Source organism: Mycobacterium sp. E3251 (genome assembly GCF_001666835.1).
Taxonomy (GTDB): domain Bacteria; phylum Actinomycetota; class Actinomycetes; order Mycobacteriales; family Mycobacteriaceae; genus Mycobacterium.
In genome coordinates this window covers 59,357-77,736 of sequence record NZ_LZJF01000014.1, presented here as the reverse complement: position 1 = coordinate 77,736, position 18,380 = coordinate 59,357, and the positions used below count along the sequence as shown (strand labels likewise).

Here is an 18,380-nt window from a genome sequence, read left to right as displayed (position 1 = left end):
GAAACCAAACCGCGCAACCGGCCCGCTGGGTCCCGGCGCGCGGGCGACTCTGAGGTTAGTGTCGGCGGTATGGGGATGCCGTCGCGCGCGCACCGCGCGGTCATCCAAGCGGCCGTGTTGTTCACGGCGATCTCCGTTCTGGTGGCGTGCAGCAGCTCCGACCCGCTGGGCGCCCAGGTCCGCAGCCCCAAATCCATCGTCGTGGGGTCCGGCGACTTTCCGGAATCGCAGATCATCGCCGAGATATATGCACAAGCGTTGCAGGCCAACGGATTCGAGGTCGGTCGACGGATGGGGATCGGCAGCCGGGAGACCTATATCCCGGCGCTGAAAGACCATTCCATCGACCTGGTGCCGGAGTACATCGGCAACCTGCTGCTTTACTTCGCGCCCGAGTCGGCGGCGACCATGCTCGACGCCGTCGAATTGGAACTCGACCGCAGGCTGCCCGGCGACCTGGCGGTCCTGACGCCCTCGCCGGCCACCGACACCGACACCGTGACGGTGACGGGCGGGACCGCTGATTCGTGGAAGCTGAAGACGATCGCCGACCTGGCAGTGCATTCGGCGGACGTGCGGTTCGGGGCGCCGTCGGCCTTCGCGAACCGGCCGTCCGGCCTGCCCGGGCTGCGGCAGAAGTACGGACTCGACATCAGGCCGGGCGACTTCGTCGCCATCAACGACGGCGGCGGCGCGGTGACGGTGCGGGCCCTGGTGGAGGGAAGGGTCAACGCCGCAAACGTTTTCACCACGTCCCCCGCGATCCCGCAGAACCATCTGGTGGTGCTCGAGGACCCGGAGCACAACTTCGTGGCCGGCAACATTGTGCCGCTGGTCAATTCGCAGAAGAAGTCGGACCGGCTCAAGCAGGTGCTGGACGCCGTGTCGGCGAAGCTGACCACCGCCGGGGTGGCCGGGCTTAACGCCGCGGTTGCGGGAAACTCCGGTGTCGACCCCGACCAGGCCGCCCGGGACTGGCTGCGGGACAACGGTTTCAACCATCCGGTCGGCGCATGATCGTCTTCGACAAAGTCAGCAAGGCCTTCGCCGACGGGACCGCCGCGGTGGACCAGTTGAGTCTGGTGATCCCGAACGGGAAGTTGACCGTCTTCGTCGGCTCGTCGGGAAGCGGCAAGACCACGGCCCTGCGCATGGTCAACCGCATGATCGAGCCCACGTCCGGCACCATCACCATCGACGGCGTGGACGTGTCCACCCTGGACCCGGTGCGGCTGCGCCTCGGGATCGGCTACGTCATCCAGCACGCCGGCCTGATGCCGCACCAGCGGGTAATCGACAACATCGCAACGGTTCCGGTGCTCAAGGGGCAGTCCCGCCGGACGGCTCGTGCCGCCGCCTACGAGGTGCTCGAACGTGTCGGGCTGGACGCCAAGCTGGCCACCCGCTACCCCGCGCAGCTGTCCGGCGGTGAGCAACAACGCGTCGGTGTGGCGCGTGCGCTGGCGGCCGACCCGCCCGTCTTGTTGATGGACGAGCCGTTCTCGGCCGTCGACCCTGTGGTTCGGCTTGACCTGCAGAACGAAATCCTGCGTCTGCAGAGCGAATTGCACAAGACCATCGTCTTCGTCACCCACGACATCGACGAGGCGCTCAAACTCGCGGACAAAGTCGCGGTCTTCAGGGCCGGCACGTTGCAGCAGTACGACGAACCCGCACGGCTGCTGTCACGTCCTGCCAATGATTTCGTCTCGAGGTTCATCGGTCTCGGCCGCGGCTATCGATGGTTGCAACTCATCGACGCGGCCGGCTTGCCGGTGCATGACGTGCGACGCATCAGGGTGTACGACCTCGCCGACACCGGCCCGACGGACGGCTGGGCGGTGGTGGTGGACGGCGATGGCGCTCCGCTGGGCTGGATCGATTCCGAAGGCCTGCGCCGGCATCGTGCGGGAATGCCGTTGTCGGACAGCATGAGTGGCCTCGGCTCGTTGTTTCGTCCGCGCGGGAACCTCAGCCAGGCGCTGGATGCGGCGCTGTCGTCGCCGTCGGGTGTGGGCCTCGCCGTCGACGAAGGCGGAAAAGTCGTCGGCGGTGTGCTGGCCGACGACGTGCTCGCCGCGGTGGAAACCCGAAGAAAGACCTGACCGGGGAACCGACATGCACTACCTGCTCACCCACCTCGACGACGCCTGGGCGCTGACCATCGTCCATCTGCGGTTGTCGTTGGTGCCGGTGCTGATCGGCTTGGCCCTCGCGATCCCGCTGGGCGCTGCGGTGCAACGCGCACCGGTTGCCCGCCGGCTGACGACGGCGACCGCGAGTGTCGTGTTCACCATTCCGTCGCTGGCGCTGTTCGTGGTCTTGCCGATGGTCATCGGGACCCGCATCCTCGACGAGGCCAACGTCATGGTCGCGCTTACGGCCTACACCGCGGCGCTGCTGGTGCGGGCGGTGCTCGAGGCACTGGACGCGGTGCCGGCCCAGGTGCGCGACGCCGCCACCGCCGTCGGCTACTCGCCGATCGCCCGCATGCTGAAAGTCGAATTGCCGCTGGCCATCCCGGTCCTGGTCGCCGGGTTGCGGGTGGTGGTTGTCACCAACATCGCGATGGTCTCGGTGGGGTCGGTGATCGGCATCGGCGGCCTGGGCACCTGGTTCACCGAGGGATACCAGACGAACAAGAGCGATCAGATCCTTGCCGGCATCATCGCGCTCTTCGTGCTGGCTGTCGTCATCGACGCGTTGATCGTGGTGGCCGGCCGCCTGGCCACGCCGTGGGAGCACGCCGGGCGTTCACCACGGCGGCGGTCGGTGGTGGCCCCGATAGTGGGTGGCGCGCGATGAACTTCGTCCAGGGGGCCATCTCCTACCTATTGACCGCCGACAACTGGACCGGCCCGGTCGGGCTCGCGGCGCGAGTCCTGGAGCATCTCGAGTACACGGCGGTCGCGGTGGGCGCCTCGGCGCTGATCGCGGTTCCGGCCGGGCTCATCATCGGGCATACCGGCCGCGGCACGGTGCTGGTGGTCGGCACGGTCAACGGGTTGCGCGCCCTGCCGACGCTGGGTGTGCTGTTGCTCGGGACGTTGCTGTTCGGGTTGGGGATGGGGCCGCCGCTGGTCGCCCTGATGCTGCTGGGCGTCCCGGCCGTGCTGGCCGGCACGTACGCGGGAATCGCCAACGTGGAGCCGACCGTGGTCGACGCGGCCAGGGCGATGGGCATGACGGAGGCGCAGGTGCTGTGGGTGGAGGCGCGCAACGCGCTGCCGTTGATCCTCGGTGGGCTGCGCAGCGCGACGCTTCAGGTGGTCGCCACCGCCACGGTGGCGGCCTATGCCAGCCTCGGCGGGCTGGGCCGATACCTGATCGACGGAATCAAGGAACGCGAGTTCCACCTTGCCCTGGTCGGTGCCTTGATGGTGGCCGCGCTGGCGCTGGCGCTGGACGGGCTGCTCGCGTTGGTGGTGTGGGCGTCGGTGCCGGGCACCGGACGACTTCGCCACACTTACCCGACAGGCCTGCCGCGGTTCGCCCGCACGTCTTACGGTAGGTGAGTGAACGCAGACCCCTCTGATGGCCCTCGGCGCGTGTGGCAGGCAATGTTGACCTGGCGTGCCCAGGACGTCTCCCGGATGGAATCGGTACGAATCCAGGTGTCCGGCAAGAGGATCAAGGCGAACGGCCGTATCGTCGCCGCCGCCACCGCCACCAACCCCGCGTTCGGCGCGTACTACGACCTGCAGACCGACGAGACCGGCGCCACTAAGCGGCTGGGAATGACGGTCACCCTCGCCGAACGGGAACGCGTGCTGTCCATCGCCCGGGACGAAGAGAACATGTGGCTGGTCACCGACCACCAGGGCGAGCGGCGAGCCGGGTACAACGGCGCGCTTGACTGCGATGTGGTCTTCAGCCCGTTCTTCAACGCGTTGCCCATCCGGCGGCTCGGCCTGCACGAGCGGGCGGACTCGGTCACCTTGCCGGTCGTCTACGTCAACCTGCCCGACATGGCGATCACCGCGGACCTCGTGAGTTACACCAGCACGGGCGGCCACGACGGGATCAAGCTGCACTCCCCGGTCGCCGACACCGTCGTGAGCGTGGACGACGAGGGCTTCATCGTCGACTATCCAGGCTTGGCAGAGCGGATCTGATCACGCCGCCCGCCCGGCCCGCGGCGGCCAATTCCTCGCGCCAGTTCTCGTCGCCGATGATGACGTGGAAGATGTCGGAACGCGGAAAGCTGTCGTAACGCGTGCGGGCGGCGTGGCCGGCCTCGACGAGTTCGGCCACCGAATCGTTCGCGACCAGCGACTCGCGGGCCCGGCTCAGCAACTGGATCACCCGGTCGACCGTCGGCACCAGCTGGTCGGAGTTGCCCTCACACATCGCCCGCACCAGGTCGGGGGCGGTGCCGGCCACCCGCGTCCCATCGCGGAACGACCCGGCGGCCAGCGCGAACGCCAGCGGCACGTCCCCGGCGATGACCGCCAGCGCCTCGGCGAGCAGGTGCGGCAGGTGCGAGATCGCGGCCGCCGCCGCGTCGTGGTCGTCGGACTTGGCCGGGACCAATACCGCACCGCAGTCCAGGGCCAGCGTCATGACCATCGACCACACCACCGGGTCGACGTGGTCGTCCACGCTGATCACCCACGGCGCCCGGGTGAACAGGCCCGGGTGGCCGGCGGCCCAGCCCGAATGGGCGGTGCCCGCCATCGGGTGGCCGCCGACAAATTTTTCCTGGAGGCCGGCCGCGACAACCTCGTCGAGCACCGCCCGTTTGACGCTGGTGACGTCGGTCAACGGGCAGGCCGGGGCCAGTTCGGCGATGTGGGCGAGCATGCCGGCCAGCGCCGGCATGGGCACGGCCAGAACGATCAATGCGCCGGCGTCGGCGGCGCGGGTGAGCGTCGCCGTCAGGTCGGTGGTCGCGTCGAAGCCGTCGGCGGCGGCTCCATGCGCGCCTTCGACCGACCGGTTGTAGCCGAACACTTCCCGGCCCGCTGCCGTCGCGGCCCGCATTATCGACCCCCCTATCAGCCCCAGCCCGAGCACGCACACCGGTGGTTGAGAAACAGGGCTAGCCACAGACCTAAGGTTGGCACAATCCGGCGTCGGCGGTGCGTCAAGATGTCGCCGCGGTTCGCTCCATCTGGTCAGGGGGCCTGGTCTGCGACTACCGTAAGCGGCCATGGGAGCACAACGGGCCCCAGCCCAAGGCCTGTCCGCCGATACGCCGGACGGTTTCGGCGTAGCGGTCGTGCGCGAAGAAGGCCAGTGGCGGTGTTCCCCAATGGCCCGCAAATCGCTGATGAGCCTCAAGGCCGCCGAGACGGAGCTGCGGGAATTGCGCAGCGCGGGCGCCGTGTTCGGGCTGCTCGACGTCGATGACGAGTTCTTCGTGATCGTGCGCCCCGCGCCGTCAGGTACCCGGCTGCTGCTCTCCGACGCCACCGCCGCCCTGGACTACGACATCGCCGCCGAAGTGCTGGACAAGCTGGACGCCGACATCGACCCCGAGGACCTGGAGGATTCCGACCCGTTCGAGGAGGGCGACCTGGGATTGCTCTCCGACATCGGGCTGCCCGAGGCGGTGCTGGGCGTCATTCTCGACGAGGCCGACCTGTACGCGGACGAGCAGCTCGGCCGCATCGCCCGGGAGATGGGCTTCGCCGACCAGCTTTCGGCCGTGATCGACCGCATCGGTCGGTGATCGCTGACGAAGAGCTGATCCGCGCCGCCTTGTCTGTCGCCGCGACGGCGGGTCCGCGCGACGTGCCCATCGGTGCGGTGGTCGTCGGGCCCGACGGAACCGAGCTGGCCCGCGCGGTCAACGCCCGGGAAGCCTTGGGTGATCCGACCGCGCATGCCGAGATCCTGGCGCTGCGGGCCGCGGCGGGCGCGCTCGGCGACGGCTGGCGGCTGGAGGGTGCCACGCTGGCGGTCACCGTCGAACCGTGCACGATGTGTGCCGGTGCGCTGGTCCTGGCGCGCGTGGGCCGTCTGGTGTTCGGGGCGTGGGAACCCAAGACCGGGGCGGTCGGATCGCTGTGGGACGTGGTCCGCGACCGGCGGCTCAACCATCGCCCGGAAGTGCGGGGCGGGGTGCTCGCCGACGAGTGTGCCGCGCCGCTGGAGGAGTTCTTCGCCCGCCAGCGATTGGGGTAAGGGGCCCGCGGTTCGGTAAGCTGCTCGGCGGTGGCGTGTCCGAGCGGCCTAAGGAGCACGCCTCGAAAGCGTGTGACGGCTAAAACCGTCCGAGGGTTCAAATCCCTCCGCCACCGCCAACGGCGTTCTCCGCACGGGAGACCGCCTCACGCCTTGACGAAGCAGTACATCCGGTATTCCGTCGGTCCCCCACTTCGGAAGCCCTGGTACGTGTTCCACACGAATCGGTAGCCACGGGTTACGGCAAAGCTGCGCGCGAACGCGGGCACGAGTGCATTGACCGCCGCCATCCACCACTGTGAATTGTTCTCCATCCCGCGCATGACCTCTGAATTGATCACTCGTTGCGAGAGGGCCCGCAGCGGCACGTCGGCTAATTGCGCCTCCCATGCGGCAAGCCCCTCGGTGAGACGGAAATCGGCGTAGAGGAAATGACCGCCCGGGCGCAGCACACGCACAACCTCGCAGAGGAAGCGGGGAAACTGCGCGTAAAGGTGCGACGATTCGATATTGATCACCGCGTCGAACGATTCGTCCGGGAAAGACAGGTTCTCCGCGTCGCCTTCCATGAACTTCAGGCCGGCCACATGGTGTCTCTTCCGGCAAAAGGCGATACCGGCCGAGTTCAAGTCCAGCGCGGTGTATGAGGCCGGTTGCAGGGTTCGGGTGAGGTATGAGCTCCCACCGCCGTGGCCGCAACCGACCTCGAGTACCCGCTTACCGCTGAGGTCTACCTGCGTCGCCGTGCGGTGATAAAGCTGGATGAAATACCGGTTCGGCTCGTCGGACGGCGAAAGCGGAATGCCCATCGGTGGGTCTTCTTCGTAGCCATAGTTGAGGAATAACACGTCTCTGGCGGACAGCTTGCGGGTTATGTAGTGGTAGAAGAACTTCTGATAGAAATACTCGTGGATATATTGCGCATACTTCACATTGACTTTGTCCAGGAGTATGCGACGAAAGCCGCGCTGTTGACCCTGCAGCGCCATCGGCGGAGCATAGCAATTGTCGGCGTGGTTTTGATCAAATTCGACGCAGTCGACCCGGCCGGGCTGTCCGCGTAGTCGGCGACCGTCCTCCGTTGTGAGTGCACCGTTATCCTCGTGATTCTCGGCCATGCCGGGCCGAAAATCGATAGCATTGCCTCACGGAGAACTGTAAGGCGCGCGGCAAGAGGCCACATGACGAAGAAAGTCGAAATCGTCGCCATCCTCGCGTCTTGCTGTGTCCTCTTCGGGATTCCGGTTTCCGGTGCCGAATTCGTCGCGCGTGCAGACGATTCGGGCACGGCGCTGTACAGCGGTGTCAATGGGCTTCGTCAGCCATGCGGGCCACTGCGAGACGACCCGCGGTTGAGGCTGGCGGCGCAGCGGCACGCCGACGACATGCTGCGCACCGGTTTGAGCGGCCATATCGGCTCCGACGGCTCTTCGCCGCGGATGCGCATCGCAGAAGCCGGCTACACCGGAACGCCTGCCACGGGTGAGATCGTGTTTTGGGGAACTGGATCTGCCGCTAATCCCGGCCAGGCCCTCGACTCATGGATGCAAAGCCCTCCGCATCGAGGGATCATCGGAAACTGCGCTTTCACCGCGGGTGGTTTCGCCACCGCCTGGGACGGCACCAAAATGACCGCCGTGGGGGACTTCGCGGCCGCCTAACTCCCTTGGAATGCAAGCTCTTTCGGTGGTCAACGCCACGGCCGAGACCGGTGACGTAGAGTCGCCCCGTGGCGCCGGTTGGTCGGGGTTTCGTTCGTGCCCTCGCAGGGGTTGCCGTTGTAGCGGGGCTCGTGATGACTGACGGCGCGTGCACAACCCACAAGCATGGATCGACGTCGAGTCCCGCGACGCTCACGGCCGCGCCGACCGAGAGCGGGGATTGCGCGCCCGATCGGTTGCCACGCTGTATACCCGGGCTGGCCGACGTCGAGAACCTCTTCAACGGCGTCAGCGTTTATGAGCCTATTCCAGACTTCGGCGCCGGGCCACCCTTTTCGGGTCAAACGGCCGCTCCCGAAGACTGCCAACGCCTGCCCCGGTTCGGGGCAACGGATAAACCGGAACTGGATGTGGAGTACACCCCCGCCAGCGGGGCGCCCGCTAACAATCGATTCACCCGCGGCGAACCCGTCCGGGTCCGGTTCACCGTCGCGAGCGACGGCGGCGACCTCACGAGCGCTATGGCCGCATGGTCTCGCCGGTGTCCTGGGTGGGCGATTGCCCACTCCAGGGACAGCGACGGCATTCAAGGTTGGCTGGTCGGTGAATCCAGCGAAAAGCTGACGCAGTATCAGTCAGGCGACACTGGCGGGCAATGGTTCTCGGTCGTCAACATGGCGGCGAAGGTGCTTCCCAACAGGGTGGCCGTGCAGGCCTGGTATCGCACACCCGATCCGTCGTCGGCTTCGCGTAACCAAGTTCTGTCCCAATTGATCGGCGCTGCAGGACGCTCGCTGACACGTTCGGCGCTGCCGCCGATGCTCGCCGACTGGAGCCAGGCTCAGATCTCTTCGCTGCTTCCGGCGCTCTCGGTGAACACCAGCATCGAGACCGCCTCCGGTGACAACAACACCCTAGCCGGCGAGCCCGGTAGCGCGTCGTGGTCTCTTTGCCCATCCGCTGGCCAGGTCCCCGCACCGCGCTACGAACCCCTGGCGGTTTGGCAGGACTTCGACCAGTCGAAGTCGGGCCGGCCCGGGAAGCCACCAATGCCCAAAGTGATGATCGGCCGGGCGCATGTTGGCGACGATTTCCTGGCCGACCTCCGGCGCGAAATCGGTACTTGCACCAAGCATTTGGCAGATAAGCCGGCGGTATGCGGGGACCGAGAGAATCGCCAGTTCCTCCAGACGGATTCGGCTGTCGCCGAGGGCGAGGACACGGTGCGAATCACGCACCGGTGGATGCGCGAGGTTGATGTCCGCGGTCACACCGTGTGCGGTGAAGGCGTCGAGGCGTTGCGAGTCAGCCAGGTGCGGGGACTGATCGTCATCAGCAGCGCAAGCGACGGCGGGTGGTTGTTCAAGGGCGACACGCCGCCCCTGCCGCTGAGTACTCTCGACGAGCTTCTCGCCGAGACGGTACGCCGGATCAAGACCGCATGAAGGATCGTTCACACATGTGGCAGCCATGCAGAACCATGGGGTGACAGCACAAATCCACGGCCTTGCGGGTCTTTACAGGCGGTCACGCCTGAGTCATCGACGCCGCAGATCACACCGTCCACCGTGATGGAATGCTTCGGGGGCAACGTTTTTAGAGAACGCCCGTACACCTGCCCGTTCGGGGCGATGGGATTGCCGGATTGTGTTAAGCCGGAGGCGGTGCCGATCACATTCACCGTGCCGGGCCCAGCTGCCGGCGGGACAGCGGGAAAGTTATTGCCGGTGCACTGGGCCTGACCGGAAAAGAAATCACAAGTGATGCCGTCTGGTGTAAGGAAGTACACCGTATTCAGCGGAGTGCGCCCGGTGTTAGGAAGTCCAATCGTGTAGTCTGCCACATTCACTGGCGTGTAGCTCTTGATGTCCGGGAACACGGGTGCGTCGGCGCGCGCACTGCAGCTCACGACGACCGCGCTGACGATTCCGGCGGTGATCGTAAGAGTCTTGCTAGTCATTCTGGTCCTATCATTGAACGGTTACCGGTTTGCATCAACGTGGAATTCTCGAGTGTTGTACGGAGTATTGTTGTTCGTATCCCACTGACTTACCAGAAGATTCAGATTGCTAAGTGTGGACTGGGGCAGTATGAAGCCGCCGTAATTCTGTGGCAAGAAGTTTGGTGCGTGTGGATCGCTCTGCTGTACAACAACTGTCGGTCCAACAGCCATTACCTTCGTGGGGTCATCTGCGACCCGGACTTCAACGTTTCCAGTGCCCTGGTTGAATGCCGAAAGTACGGGCTTGCCGTCGACTTCCCTGAAACTGAGTTCTCCGAAGGGAGTCTGGCTGACTGGCACCGTCGCAGGGTCTCCCGCGTTACCCCAACCACTGCCGTTCCACGGTTGCCACTTACTGCGGTCGGTGACTTGGTCGGGATCGACACGGTACATGGTGACGCCTTGGCTGCGGTCGAATGAGTCTGCGGCGATGTACACCTTGCCGTCTTTAGCCTGAAACCCGCTGATCTGGGTGGGTTGGCTCCCAGGGGCTGTGCCCGGATGGGTGCCCGGGGGAATCGGGTCGTTCGGATGGGGCAGATTAGGCGTCCAAGGACGCCAAGACTTGTCAATCGGTTTCCAACCTTGTCCCGGGTCGCCGGTGACTTTGACGAGCCATGTTCCTCCCGTGGGGTTCAGGTTGTCGGTGCCCGCCACCATCATGTACGTGGTGCCGTCGCTCATCCGGATGCTCCCGGCAGGCAGAGTATTGGTTTTCCCTGCTTCAGGCGGCGGGGGGAACAGGACATTGTTGCTCTTGTCGTCCCCCGTCAGCGGCGCGCCGAAGTGTGGACGCCCCTGCGCATCGAAGGTGACTGGCACAGCAACAGACGGATAGTGCTTGCCGTCGTAGGCCTTATCACCCGTGAAGGAATCTCCGAAGATGGCAAAGAATTTCGTGGGTTGCCCGTTCTCTCCGGGCACCTCAACGATCTCACCAAGATCCGCCGCCCCGATGCCCGGAATGCCAGGAACGGCTCCGGTCCCGGCGATCGGGCCGAGATCTCTCACCTCACCCCGTAACGGCTGTTCCAACGTGTCGTCGACGTTCGCGGGTGGGTCGTAGCCCTCGGTGTGCAACGAGCCAAGTGCTTTGTGCAGCGTGTCGGAGTAGGCGTTGCGGATCGAATGCATCTGCTTCACCGCGTCACGGACGTCATCCACGGCGTCGGCGTGGGCTGCGTCCATGATCATGTGCAGCTTTGCTACCTCCTTCGGCGGAAGGCTCGGATCCCGCAGATCCGCTTGCGCGGCACCATAAAGCTTGTCGAGAAACTGCAGCTGACGGTCCAAGTTGGCGATCTCGGCGGCACCCTGCTTCTGCGCGTCGGCCAGCGCGGCCGCGATGTTCTCCAAGTCGGCCCCGATCTTTGGCAGCTGCTCCGATTGCGCGCCAAGGGATTTCGTCAATCGCTGAACTTCGGCGGAGTCGTTGATCGGGTTGTCGCCGTTCTGATGGTTCCACGACTCGCCGAAGCGCTTCTGGGCTATCTGGAAGGCATGGTCGGCTTCGGCGGTGTGCCGGCCCGCGGCGTAAAACGCCTCGGCCAGGCGTGAGATTTGAAATGGGCGACCCGCCTGCACGGTCTGGTTGATCGCCCACGGGTCGCCCCCGCCCGAGGCGATCAGCTCTGGTTCGCTCAGATGATTCAGAGTCACCGCCGCCCCCTTCTGCGGCTCAACCCTACTACCGCAAAAAGGGCGGTCAACGGCAAATTCGCCTAACCCAACGGCTCAGGCTTGGCTGCCGGCCAGCTTCCGGGTCGTCAGCGCTTCGGTGTCCTGGAAGGGCCGGCCGTCGGGCCGGAGGAGGTCGTGGAACCACACTTTGGGGATCGCGGTGTACGGGTGGTCCCACGAATCCCAGGGAAAGTAGGTCTGGGTCTTTCCGGCGACCAGACCCCAGTTGATGGCACCGACGTTGTGGCGCTTGGCCACCGGGAGGATTCCCTCCACGGTGCTGCCGCGGGGCCGCGCCATGTACTCCGTGCACAGGATCGGCCTCCCCAGTGGCGCGAGCTCGCCGATCCGGGACTCGAAGCCCGCGGGCTCGGCGTAGGAATGGAACGTGATGACGTCGGCGTTTGCGAGCTGGATGTCGCTGATTGCGCTGCGGCCCTGGGGTTGTCCCCAGTCGCCGCGCCACACGCCGCTCGTGAGCGGCTGGCTGGGGTCAACCGCGCGCGCCCAGCGGAACACCTGGGGAAGCAGGTTGGCGACCAGCTGATCCTTGTCGCTGCGCTCGGCGCTCTTGTACTGCCGCGCGGGGTTGTCCGGCTCGTTCCACAAGTCCCAGCCCAGAATCCGGTCGTCGCTGCGGAATTGGGTCAACACCGCGGTGACGTAATCGCGCATTACGCCGGCGTAGCGGGGGTCGCCGAGCCGTTCGGCGCCCGGGCTCTGCACCCAGCCGGAGTTGTGCACGCCCGGCCTCGGCGCGCGTTGTCGACCCGCCCTGGGCGCCGGGTCCCAACACGAGTCGAAGAAGACGAACAGCGGTTTGATGCGATGGCGCGCGGCGATGTCGACGAACTGCGCAAGGCGCGTCTGGAAGCCGCGTTGGTCCTGCGCCCACAGCTGATCGTGGAGGAACACCCGGGCGGTGTTGTGCCCGTAGAACCTGGCCCAGCCGAGCTCGGTGTCGATGCGCCGCGGGTCATACGTGTCGGCCTGAAACATCTCGAGCTGATTGATGGCGTTGGAGGTGATGTAATTCGATCCGACGAGGAAGCCTTGCGCCTGATACCAGCGGTTGGCGCGGTCGGCGGGCCACCGGCCCGGTTCCTCTGCGGAGGCGCGTGGCGCTCGCGCCAGCGCGGTGCCTGCTGCCAGCAGAAGTGGCAGCTTGAGGGCCATTCTTCGTTGCACGATGTGACGATAAATTTTCCCGGCGATTTCCCCGGGATTTGCTCAGCGCGTCGCGCCAGGTTGACGTGGGAATTGTTATCGGTTCGTCACTAGCGCCCGCACGCACGCCGCCCCCACACGTACAGGAGCCGGACAAATTTGCCCCGGCGGAGACGGCAAAGTTACTTCAAACTTCACCCCAGAGAGCGCGATACTGAAGCCGTGCCCGATCGAAACGTGTTAGGCGGCCCGCTGGAACCGTGCGGCACAGAACCCGTGACCGGTTACTACCGTGACGGTTGCTGCTCCACCGGCCCCGAGGACCTCGGCCGCCACACGATCTGTGCGGTCATGACCGCCGAATTCCTGGAGCACCAGCGTTCCATCGGCAACGACCTTCAGACACCCGTGCCCGAATATCGGTTCCCGGGCCTGTTGCCCGGCGACCGCTGGTGCGTCACGGCGCTGAACTGGCTTCGGGCGCACCAGGACGGCTGCGCGGCACCCGTGGTGCTGGCCTCCACGCACGAACGCACCCTCGAGGTGGTGCCGTTGGAGGTGCTGCAGGAACACAAGGTCGACGTGCCCGACGACTTGGCGAACCTGTAGGACCACAGCGGATCGACGCCCGACGTCTGTGTCATATTTCTTTTCGACGACACGTCGAAAAGAGGATCCGGTGGGCTCTGCCGTTGACGAGATCGACTTCGACGACCTGACCGCGCCCAAGTTGACCGACGTCCAACGCCAGATCCTGGACTTCACCGAGGCCAGAGTCGTTGACTTCGACATCGACCGGATGCTCGCGGAAGCGGCCGAGGAGGCAGGACTCGACGACCTCGACGACGTCGACGGCTTCGGTGATCGGCTCGCCGCCCACGTCGCCGCGATCGAAGCCGACGAGGGTCTGCGCCAGCTCACGCGCGCGTCGTTGCGGCAACGCGTCGTACGGCTGCTGCGCAACCGGCTGTCCCTGACCGAGCTTCTCAAGCGGTATCCCGAGATCGAGGCAATCCCGATCGAGCGCCCGTTCATCGTCGTCGGGATGCCGCGTTCAGGGACCACCCACCTGGTGAATCTCATTGCCGCCGACCCGCGCCGGCGGGCCTTGCCGTACTGGGAGAGCCAGGAACCGATTCCCGCGCGCGGCCAGGGCCCCGGCATCTCCGGGGTCGATCCGCGTTACGCGCGAGCTAAATCCGAGCACGACGCGCTGATGGCCAGCGCCCCGGTGGTCGCCGCCATGCACGACCGATTCCCCGAGGCGATCGAGGAAGAGGTCGAACTCCTCGACCTCGATGTGGCGGCCTACGTCCTGGAATGGCACGCGCGGGTGCCGGATTGGCGCGACTACTACCTGGGCCTCGACCAAACCCGGCACTACGCATATTTGCGGAAAGTGCTGCAGGCGTTGACCTTCCTTCGGGGCCCGCGGACCTGGGTTCTGAAAAGCCCGCAACACTGCGAGCAGCTCGGCCCGCTCATGGCGACGTTCCCCGACGCGACAGTGACTTTCACCCACCGCGATCCCGTCGCGGTGATCCAGTCGGCGATCACGATGATGGCCTACTCCGATCGGCTGCGCCGCACGAGCATCGAGCCAGACTGGCTGCTGGACTATTGGAGCGATCGGGTACACCGGTTGCTCGGCGCGTGCGTGCGCGACCGCGATCTCGTCCCGGCCGAACGCAGCATCGATGTCAGCTTCCACCAGCTGAACGGCAACGAAATGCCGGTGCTCGAACAGCTTTACCAACGCGGCGGCGTTGAACTGCCACCGAAGGTGCGGGCGCGCTTCCAGCAGTATCTGGACGGCAATCCGCGCGGCAAACACGGCCGCATCCACTATGACCTGCGGCGGCACTTCGGCGTCACGGCCGACGAGCTGCGCGGACGATTCGACTTCTACTTCGACCGGTTCGATGTCCATGCCGAGAGCTAGCCGGAAGGTGGCACATCGATGAGTTTCGAACCGGTCTACCGCGGCAGGCCCGGCGCCGACGCCATGCGTCCCGCGGCCGCCGAACGGGCCGAGGAGATCGCGCCCGGGCTGTGGGTCTCACCGGGGCTGTCGAATTCCTACCTGCTCACCACGCGTGAGGGCCGGGTGATCATCAACACCGGCATGGGTTTCGAGGGCCCCGTGCATCGCGCGAACTTCGACGCCGTCGACCCCTCGCCGGTGCGCTATATCGTCTTCACGCAGGGCCACGTCGACCACGTCGGTGGTCTGGACAGCGTGCGCGACCCCGACACCACCGTGATCGCGCAGGCCAACTGGACGCTGTGGCGCGACGACAACGAACGCCTCATCCCGTATCGCGCCAGCCGTAGCGCCTTTGCATTCAAGGACACCCTGGCGTCCGGCATCCAAGCCATCCAGCGGCGGCTGGGGAGTAGCCGGCTCGCCGGCCAGAGCGTTCCCGTCGTCGATCTCGACTTCGAAGACACCTTGGCCCTGGAGGTTGGCGGCCGGCGGATGGAGCTGATCTCCGTGCCCGGGGGCGAAACCACCGATTCGCTGGTGGTGTGGCTGCCGGACGAGCGGATTTGCCTGTGCGGGAACGTCTTCGGCCCGCTGTTCGGGCACATACCCAACCTGGTCACCATCCGTGGCGACCGGTATCGCGACGCGCTCACAACCATCGCGTCCGTGGAGCGGGTGCGCGACCTGCGGCCCGACCTCCTGGTGACCGGTCATTTCGAACCGATAGCGGGGGCCGAGCTGATATACGCCGAACTGACCCGGCTGCGCGACGCGATCCGGTACGTCCACGATCAGACCGTCGAGGGGATGAACGCAGGCAAGGACGTCCGGACCCTGATGCGCGAGATCGCTTTGCCTGCGGAATACGAAGTGGGACAAGGCTATGGAAAGGTGGCCTGGGACGTGCGGGCCGTCTGGGAGAACTACTCCGGCTGGTTTCACCACGAGTCGACCACCGAGCTCTATCCGGTCGGGTTCGACAGCGTCGCACCGGACGTGGTCGAGCTGGCCGGGGCCGACGCATTGGTCAGGCGGGCGCGCGCACACCTCGCCGACGGCCGCCCGCTACAGGCCATCCACCTGGCCGAGCTCCTTCCGTCGGACCATGCCGGCGCTCGGGACGTGCTTCGGGACGCCCATGAAGAACTTCTGGCCGCCAGCACGAACTTCTGGGAAACCGCCTGGCTACGCAACCAGATAGCGAGGAACTCATGACGGCGCGCGTCAGCTTCGACTTCACCGGAACCACCGCTCTGATCACGGGCGCCACCAGCGGGATCGGACACGCCACCGCGGTGTTGTTCCGCGACGCCGGCGCCCGCGTCGCGGTCACCGGGACCAAACCGACGTCGGACGACTACGACGTCGACCTGTCCGGCATGGATTATCACCAGCTCCAGATCAGCGACCCGCGTTCGGTGGACGCACTGGCGGACAGGTTCGACCGGCTCGACGTACTGATCAACAACGCGGGGGCCAATTTCCCTGGCGGCCTCGATGAATCCAAGCCCGACGGGTTCGACGCGTCGGTGGCGCTAAACCTCACCGGGCCGTACCGCTTGACGGTCGGGCTCTACCGTGCCCTGAAGGCGTCGACGGCCGCGGGCGGCGCCAGCGTGGTGAACCTGGCGTCGATGTCCGCGCTACGGGCCGTTCCTCTGGTACCCGGATACGGCGCGGCGAAGGCGGGGATCGTTTGCATCACAAGGAACCTCGCCGTCAAATGGGCCGGTAAGGGGATCCGGGTGAACGCTGTGGCGCCGGGGGCGATCGACACTCCGATGACCGCGCCCATGCAGGGCTCGGCCGAATTGGTGGACTCGGAGCTGGCGCATATCCCGCTGCGCCGGTTCGGCACCGTCGGGGAGATCGCCCCGACCATCGCCTTCCTTTGTACCGAGCAGAGTAGCTACACCAGCGGCGCGGTTTTCGTCGTCGACGCCGCGTCGGACTGCGTCTGAGACACGAGGAAAGCCATGTCAATTGCGTTGCGGCCCGAGGACTTCTACCATACCGGCATCATCGTGCCCGACCTCGATGCGGCCATGGGCCGACTCAGCGCTCTGGCCGGCTACCGGTGGATCACCCCGATGAGCTATACCCTACCGTTCCGCACCCCGACGGGTGTCCGCGAATTGACCTCGACGATCGTCTACTCCCTGCAGAGTCCGCACGTCGAACTCGTACAGGAGGTACCTGGGAGTCCGTGGACGGCCGCGCCGGGCAACGCGGTTCACCACCTCGGCTATTTCAGCGACGACCTGGCCGACAGTGCGCGCGCGCTGGAGGTTAACGGCTTCACGCTCGAGATGACGGCGGACGTTCCCGGTTCCGATCTCGGGCTATTCGCCTACTACACGGACGCTTTCGGCGCCCGCATCGAGATCGTCGACCGCGCGCTGTTTCCCGACTTTCCCGCGTTCCTGCGGTCGATGGCAGCCCCCGACGAGGCATGACGTGTTGCTGACGGTACTGCGCTTCAACTTCGCCTCCCCGCACGGCGAACCACGCACGCAGAGCCGGCTGTTGTCGGCCGCCCTCGAACTGGCGCAGTGGGGCGAGACGCACGGCATCACCTCCATCAGTGTCGACGAGCACCACGCGACCGGACACGGCTGGAGCTGCAATCCCATCATGGCGGCGGCAATGTTCTTAGCCCGGACGTCCACGCTGATCGCCAGCGTGGACTGTGCGCTCGGCCCGTTGTGGAATCCGGTGCGGCTCGCCGAGGACATCGCGCTCGTCGACAACATGAGCCGAGGCCGGCTGCACACCACTGTCGGCCTCGGCTACCGCACAGCCGAATATGCCGCCATGGGAGCCGATTTCGCGCGGCGGGGCGCTCTGATGGACGGCCTGCTCGAGCGGATGCTGTCGGTATGGTCCGGCACCGGCGCCGACGAGGGAATCTGCACCGGCACCTGGACCCGTCCGCATCCGCCGCTGTACGTCGGGGGTGGCGCCCGTGCCACGGCGCGACGCGCGGCGCGATTTAGGTTGCCCCTCAGCCTGGCCGACCACCTGCCCGACATCGCCGCCTACTACCGCGAGCTTTGTGCCGAGGCCGGCATGACGCCGCTCATTCTCATGCCGGGGCCCGTTAACCGCGGAATGATCTTCCTGCACGAGGACCCCGACCGGGCCTGGGCGGAACTCGGCGACCACATCCTCTGGGAGGCGGTTACTTACGGGGGATGGTCAACCGATCAACGGTCGCTGATGCATTTGCCCGGCGTGCAGACGCTGGACGAGGTCAAGGCGTCGGGTCGCTATCGCTTCCTGACTCCCGACGAGCTGATCGCGGAGGTGCGCGACGCCGACAACTACGGCCCGCTCGTGATGCACCCACTGGTCGGCGGCATGCCCGTCGACGAAGCGTGGAAGTCCGTTCAGTTGCTCACCGACAAGGTCCTGCCCGCGCTCGGCTGAGTCACCGAACCCGTGATTGTGCAAGCCGATATCGGGTATGCGGCCGGTCATGAAGTTTGGAGCTAAGAAGACGCTGGCGCTCGCCGGTGGCACCGCCGCACTCGGTTTGGCGGTCGCCTTCGGCGACGGTGCCGGCGCAAGCGCATTGGCAAGCAATCCCCCCGCGGCGCCGGTGCCCACGTCGTCCAGCCAGGTGCCACCGCCGCCCCCACCGCCCGCTCCTGGAGGAACCTACGGTGGCAGCGGCACCACCGGCACGGGTGGTGGCGGCGCCGCCGGGGGTGCCGGTGGGGGAGGCGGAGGCGCGGGTGGCGGCGGCGGCTGA

General features: G+C 66.2%; 19 protein-coding genes, 1 tRNA gene and 2 pseudogenes. 17 read left to right on the top strand and 5 right to left on the bottom strand.

Annotated elements, in window-relative coordinates; genetic code table 11:
- The first annotated feature begins 69 nt into the window (after window positions 1-69).
- From A5697_RS02085 to A5697_RS02065, 5 genes and pseudogenes are all read left to right on the top strand, one after another.
- A complete protein-coding gene (locus tag A5697_RS02085; protein WP_068007519.1) occupies window positions 70-1,017 on the top strand; it encodes an ABC transporter substrate-binding protein in 948 nt (315 codons plus the stop codon).
- Window positions 1,014-2,161: pseudogene (locus tag A5697_RS02080) on the top strand (ABC transporter ATP-binding protein). Before A5697_RS02085 ends, A5697_RS02080 begins: the two are co-directional and overlap by 4 nt.
- Window positions 2,119-2,805, top strand: a complete 687-nt coding sequence (locus tag A5697_RS02075; protein WP_067943312.1) for an ABC transporter permease — start codon at window positions 2,119-2,121, stop codon at window positions 2,803-2,805. Before A5697_RS02080 ends, A5697_RS02075 begins: the two are co-directional and overlap by 43 nt.
- Window positions 2,802-3,511: pseudogene (locus A5697_RS02070) on the top strand (ABC transporter permease). Before A5697_RS02075 ends, A5697_RS02070 begins: the two are co-directional and overlap by 4 nt.
- A 4-nt stretch (window positions 3,512-3,515) precedes the next feature.
- Window positions 3,516-4,115 (top strand): putative glycolipid-binding domain-containing protein, encoded by a 600-nt coding sequence (locus A5697_RS02065; protein WP_156673061.1) that lies wholly within the window; start codon window positions 3,516-3,518, stop codon window positions 4,113-4,115.
- Here the strand turns inward: A5697_RS02065 and A5697_RS02060 are convergent.
- A complete protein-coding gene (locus A5697_RS02060; RefSeq protein ID WP_197500890.1) occupies window positions 4,078-5,022 on the bottom strand; it encodes a prephenate dehydrogenase in 945 nt (314 codons plus the stop codon). The two genes, A5697_RS02065 and A5697_RS02060, sit on opposite strands and share 38 nt — an antisense overlap.
- A gap of 130 nt (window positions 5,023-5,152) precedes the next feature.
- Here A5697_RS02060 and A5697_RS02055 point away from each other — a divergent pair, with 130 nt between their 5' ends.
- The 3 genes from A5697_RS02055 to A5697_RS02045 all read left to right on the top strand — a co-directional run bounded on the left by A5697_RS02055 (window position 5,153) and on the right by A5697_RS02045 (window position 6,248).
- Window positions 5,153-5,674 carry a tRNA adenosine deaminase-associated protein gene (locus tag A5697_RS02055; RefSeq protein ID WP_067748783.1) on the top strand — a complete coding sequence of 174 codons (522 nt, stop codon included), beginning with the start codon at window positions 5,153-5,155 and terminating at the stop codon, window positions 5,672-5,674.
- Window positions 5,671-6,129, top strand: a complete 459-nt coding sequence (locus A5697_RS02050) for a nucleoside deaminase (protein WP_067943321.1) — start codon at window positions 5,671-5,673, stop codon at window positions 6,127-6,129. Before A5697_RS02055 ends, A5697_RS02050 begins: the two co-directional genes overlap by 4 nt.
- 29 nt (window positions 6,130-6,158) lie before the next feature.
- Window positions 6,159-6,248, top strand: a tRNA-Ser gene (locus A5697_RS02045).
- Between the two features lie 27 nt (window positions 6,249-6,275).
- Here the strand turns inward: A5697_RS02045 and mtf2 are convergent.
- Window positions 6,276-7,118: a fatty-acid O-methyltransferase Mtf2 gene (gene mtf2 / locus A5697_RS02040; protein WP_156673059.1), complete on the bottom strand. Its 843-nt coding sequence runs from the start codon at window positions 7,116-7,118 to the stop codon at window positions 6,276-6,278.
- Between the two features lie 192 nt (window positions 7,119-7,310).
- On the opposite strand from mtf2, the gene A5697_RS02035 reads away from it, so the two are divergent.
- Together A5697_RS02035 and A5697_RS02030 are read left to right on the top strand one after the other, a co-directional pair.
- Window positions 7,311-7,790 carry a CAP domain-containing protein gene (locus tag A5697_RS02035; RefSeq protein ID WP_197500888.1) on the top strand — a complete coding sequence of 160 codons (480 nt, stop codon included), beginning with the start codon at window positions 7,311-7,313 and terminating at the stop codon, window positions 7,788-7,790.
- Window positions 7,791-7,924: 134 nt separating this feature from the next.
- The gene (locus A5697_RS02030) at window positions 7,925-9,235 is read left to right on the top strand and encodes a hypothetical protein (protein ID WP_231971947.1); all 1,311 of its coding nucleotides are present in this window, start codon (window positions 7,925-7,927) and stop codon (window positions 9,233-9,235) included.
- 8 nt (window positions 9,236-9,243) lie between these two features.
- On the opposite strand, the gene A5697_RS26845 is transcribed toward A5697_RS02030, so the two are convergent.
- The 3 genes from A5697_RS26845 to A5697_RS02020 all read right to left on the bottom strand — a co-directional run bounded on the left by A5697_RS26845 (window position 9,244) and on the right by A5697_RS02020 (window position 12,660).
- Complete coding sequence (locus A5697_RS26845; RefSeq protein ID WP_082953198.1) at window positions 9,244-9,750, bottom strand: hypothetical protein; 507 nt, start codon at window positions 9,748-9,750, stop codon at window positions 9,244-9,246.
- A gap of 21 nt (window positions 9,751-9,771) precedes the next feature.
- Window positions 9,772-11,451: a DUF4185 domain-containing protein gene (locus tag A5697_RS02025; RefSeq protein ID WP_067943326.1), complete on the bottom strand. Its 1,680-nt coding sequence runs from the start codon at window positions 11,449-11,451 to the stop codon at window positions 9,772-9,774.
- Between the two features lie 75 nt (window positions 11,452-11,526).
- Window positions 11,527-12,660, bottom strand: coding sequence for a 1,4-beta-xylanase (locus A5697_RS02020; protein ID WP_067943328.1), 1,134 nt, complete (start codon window positions 12,658-12,660; stop codon window positions 11,527-11,529).
- A 201-nt stretch (window positions 12,661-12,861) separates the two neighbouring features.
- Between A5697_RS02020 and A5697_RS02015 the strand changes: the two genes are divergently transcribed.
- The 7 genes from A5697_RS02015 (at window position 12,862) to A5697_RS27545 (ending at window position 18,380) form a co-directional block, all read left to right on the top strand.
- Complete coding sequence (locus tag A5697_RS02015; RefSeq protein ID WP_067943329.1) at window positions 12,862-13,248, top strand: DUF2237 family protein; 387 nt, start codon at window positions 12,862-12,864, stop codon at window positions 13,246-13,248.
- Between the two features lie 70 nt (window positions 13,249-13,318).
- A complete protein-coding gene (locus A5697_RS02010) occupies window positions 13,319-14,581 on the top strand; it encodes a sulfotransferase (RefSeq protein ID WP_068007509.1) in 1,263 nt (420 codons plus the stop codon).
- An 18-nt stretch (window positions 14,582-14,599) separates the two neighbouring features.
- On the top strand, window positions 14,600-15,841 hold the full coding sequence (locus A5697_RS02005; RefSeq protein ID WP_068007507.1) for an MBL fold metallo-hydrolase: 1,242 nt from the start codon (window positions 14,600-14,602) through the stop codon (window positions 15,839-15,841).
- Window positions 15,838-16,587 (top strand): SDR family NAD(P)-dependent oxidoreductase, encoded by a 750-nt coding sequence (locus A5697_RS02000; protein WP_067943336.1) that lies wholly within the window; start codon window positions 15,838-15,840, stop codon window positions 16,585-16,587. The genes A5697_RS02005 and A5697_RS02000 overlap by 4 nt, the downstream gene beginning before the upstream one ends.
- Before the next feature lie 15 nt (window positions 16,588-16,602).
- Window positions 16,603-17,082, top strand: a complete 480-nt coding sequence (locus A5697_RS01995; protein ID WP_067943338.1) for a VOC family protein — start codon at window positions 16,603-16,605, stop codon at window positions 17,080-17,082.
- A gap of 1 nt (window position 17,083) precedes the next feature.
- On the top strand, window positions 17,084-18,055 hold the full coding sequence (locus tag A5697_RS01990; protein WP_068007504.1) for an LLM class flavin-dependent oxidoreductase: 972 nt from the start codon (window positions 17,084-17,086) through the stop codon (window positions 18,053-18,055).
- A gap of 49 nt (window positions 18,056-18,104) precedes the next feature.
- The gene (locus A5697_RS27545; RefSeq protein ID WP_156673058.1) at window positions 18,105-18,380 is read left to right on the top strand and encodes a hypothetical protein; all 276 of its coding nucleotides are present in this window, start codon (window positions 18,105-18,107) and stop codon (window positions 18,378-18,380) included.

Coding starts and splice junctions, on each gene's coding strand:
- A5697_RS02085 (WP_068007519.1), top strand. CDS start 70: ATGGGGATGCCGTCGCGCGCGCACCGCGCGGTCATCCAAGCGGCCGTG.
- A5697_RS02075 (WP_067943312.1), top strand. CDS start 2,119: ATGCACTACCTGCTCACCCACCTCGACGACGCCTGGGCGCTGACCATC.
- A5697_RS02055 (WP_067748783.1), top strand. CDS start 5,153: ATGGGAGCACAACGGGCCCCAGCCCAAGGCCTGTCCGCCGATACGCCG.
- mtf2 (WP_156673059.1), bottom strand. CDS start 7,118: ATGGCGCTGCAGGGTCAACAGCGCGGCTTTCGTCGCATACTCCTGGAC.
- A5697_RS02035 (WP_197500888.1), top strand. CDS start 7,311: ATGACGAAGAAAGTCGAAATCGTCGCCATCCTCGCGTCTTGCTGTGTC.
- A5697_RS02030 (WP_231971947.1), top strand. CDS start 7,925: ATGACTGACGGCGCGTGCACAACCCACAAGCATGGATCGACGTCGAGT.
- A5697_RS26845 (WP_082953198.1), bottom strand. CDS start 9,750: ATGACTAGCAAGACTCTTACGATCACCGCCGGAATCGTCAGCGCGGTC.
- A5697_RS02005 (WP_068007507.1), top strand. CDS start 14,600: ATGAGTTTCGAACCGGTCTACCGCGGCAGGCCCGGCGCCGACGCCATG.
- A5697_RS02000 (WP_067943336.1), top strand. CDS start 15,838: ATGACGGCGCGCGTCAGCTTCGACTTCACCGGAACCACCGCTCTGATC.
- A5697_RS01995 (WP_067943338.1), top strand. CDS start 16,603: ATGTCAATTGCGTTGCGGCCCGAGGACTTCTACCATACCGGCATCATC.
- A5697_RS27545 (WP_156673058.1), top strand. CDS start 18,105: ATGAAGTTTGGAGCTAAGAAGACGCTGGCGCTCGCCGGTGGCACCGCC.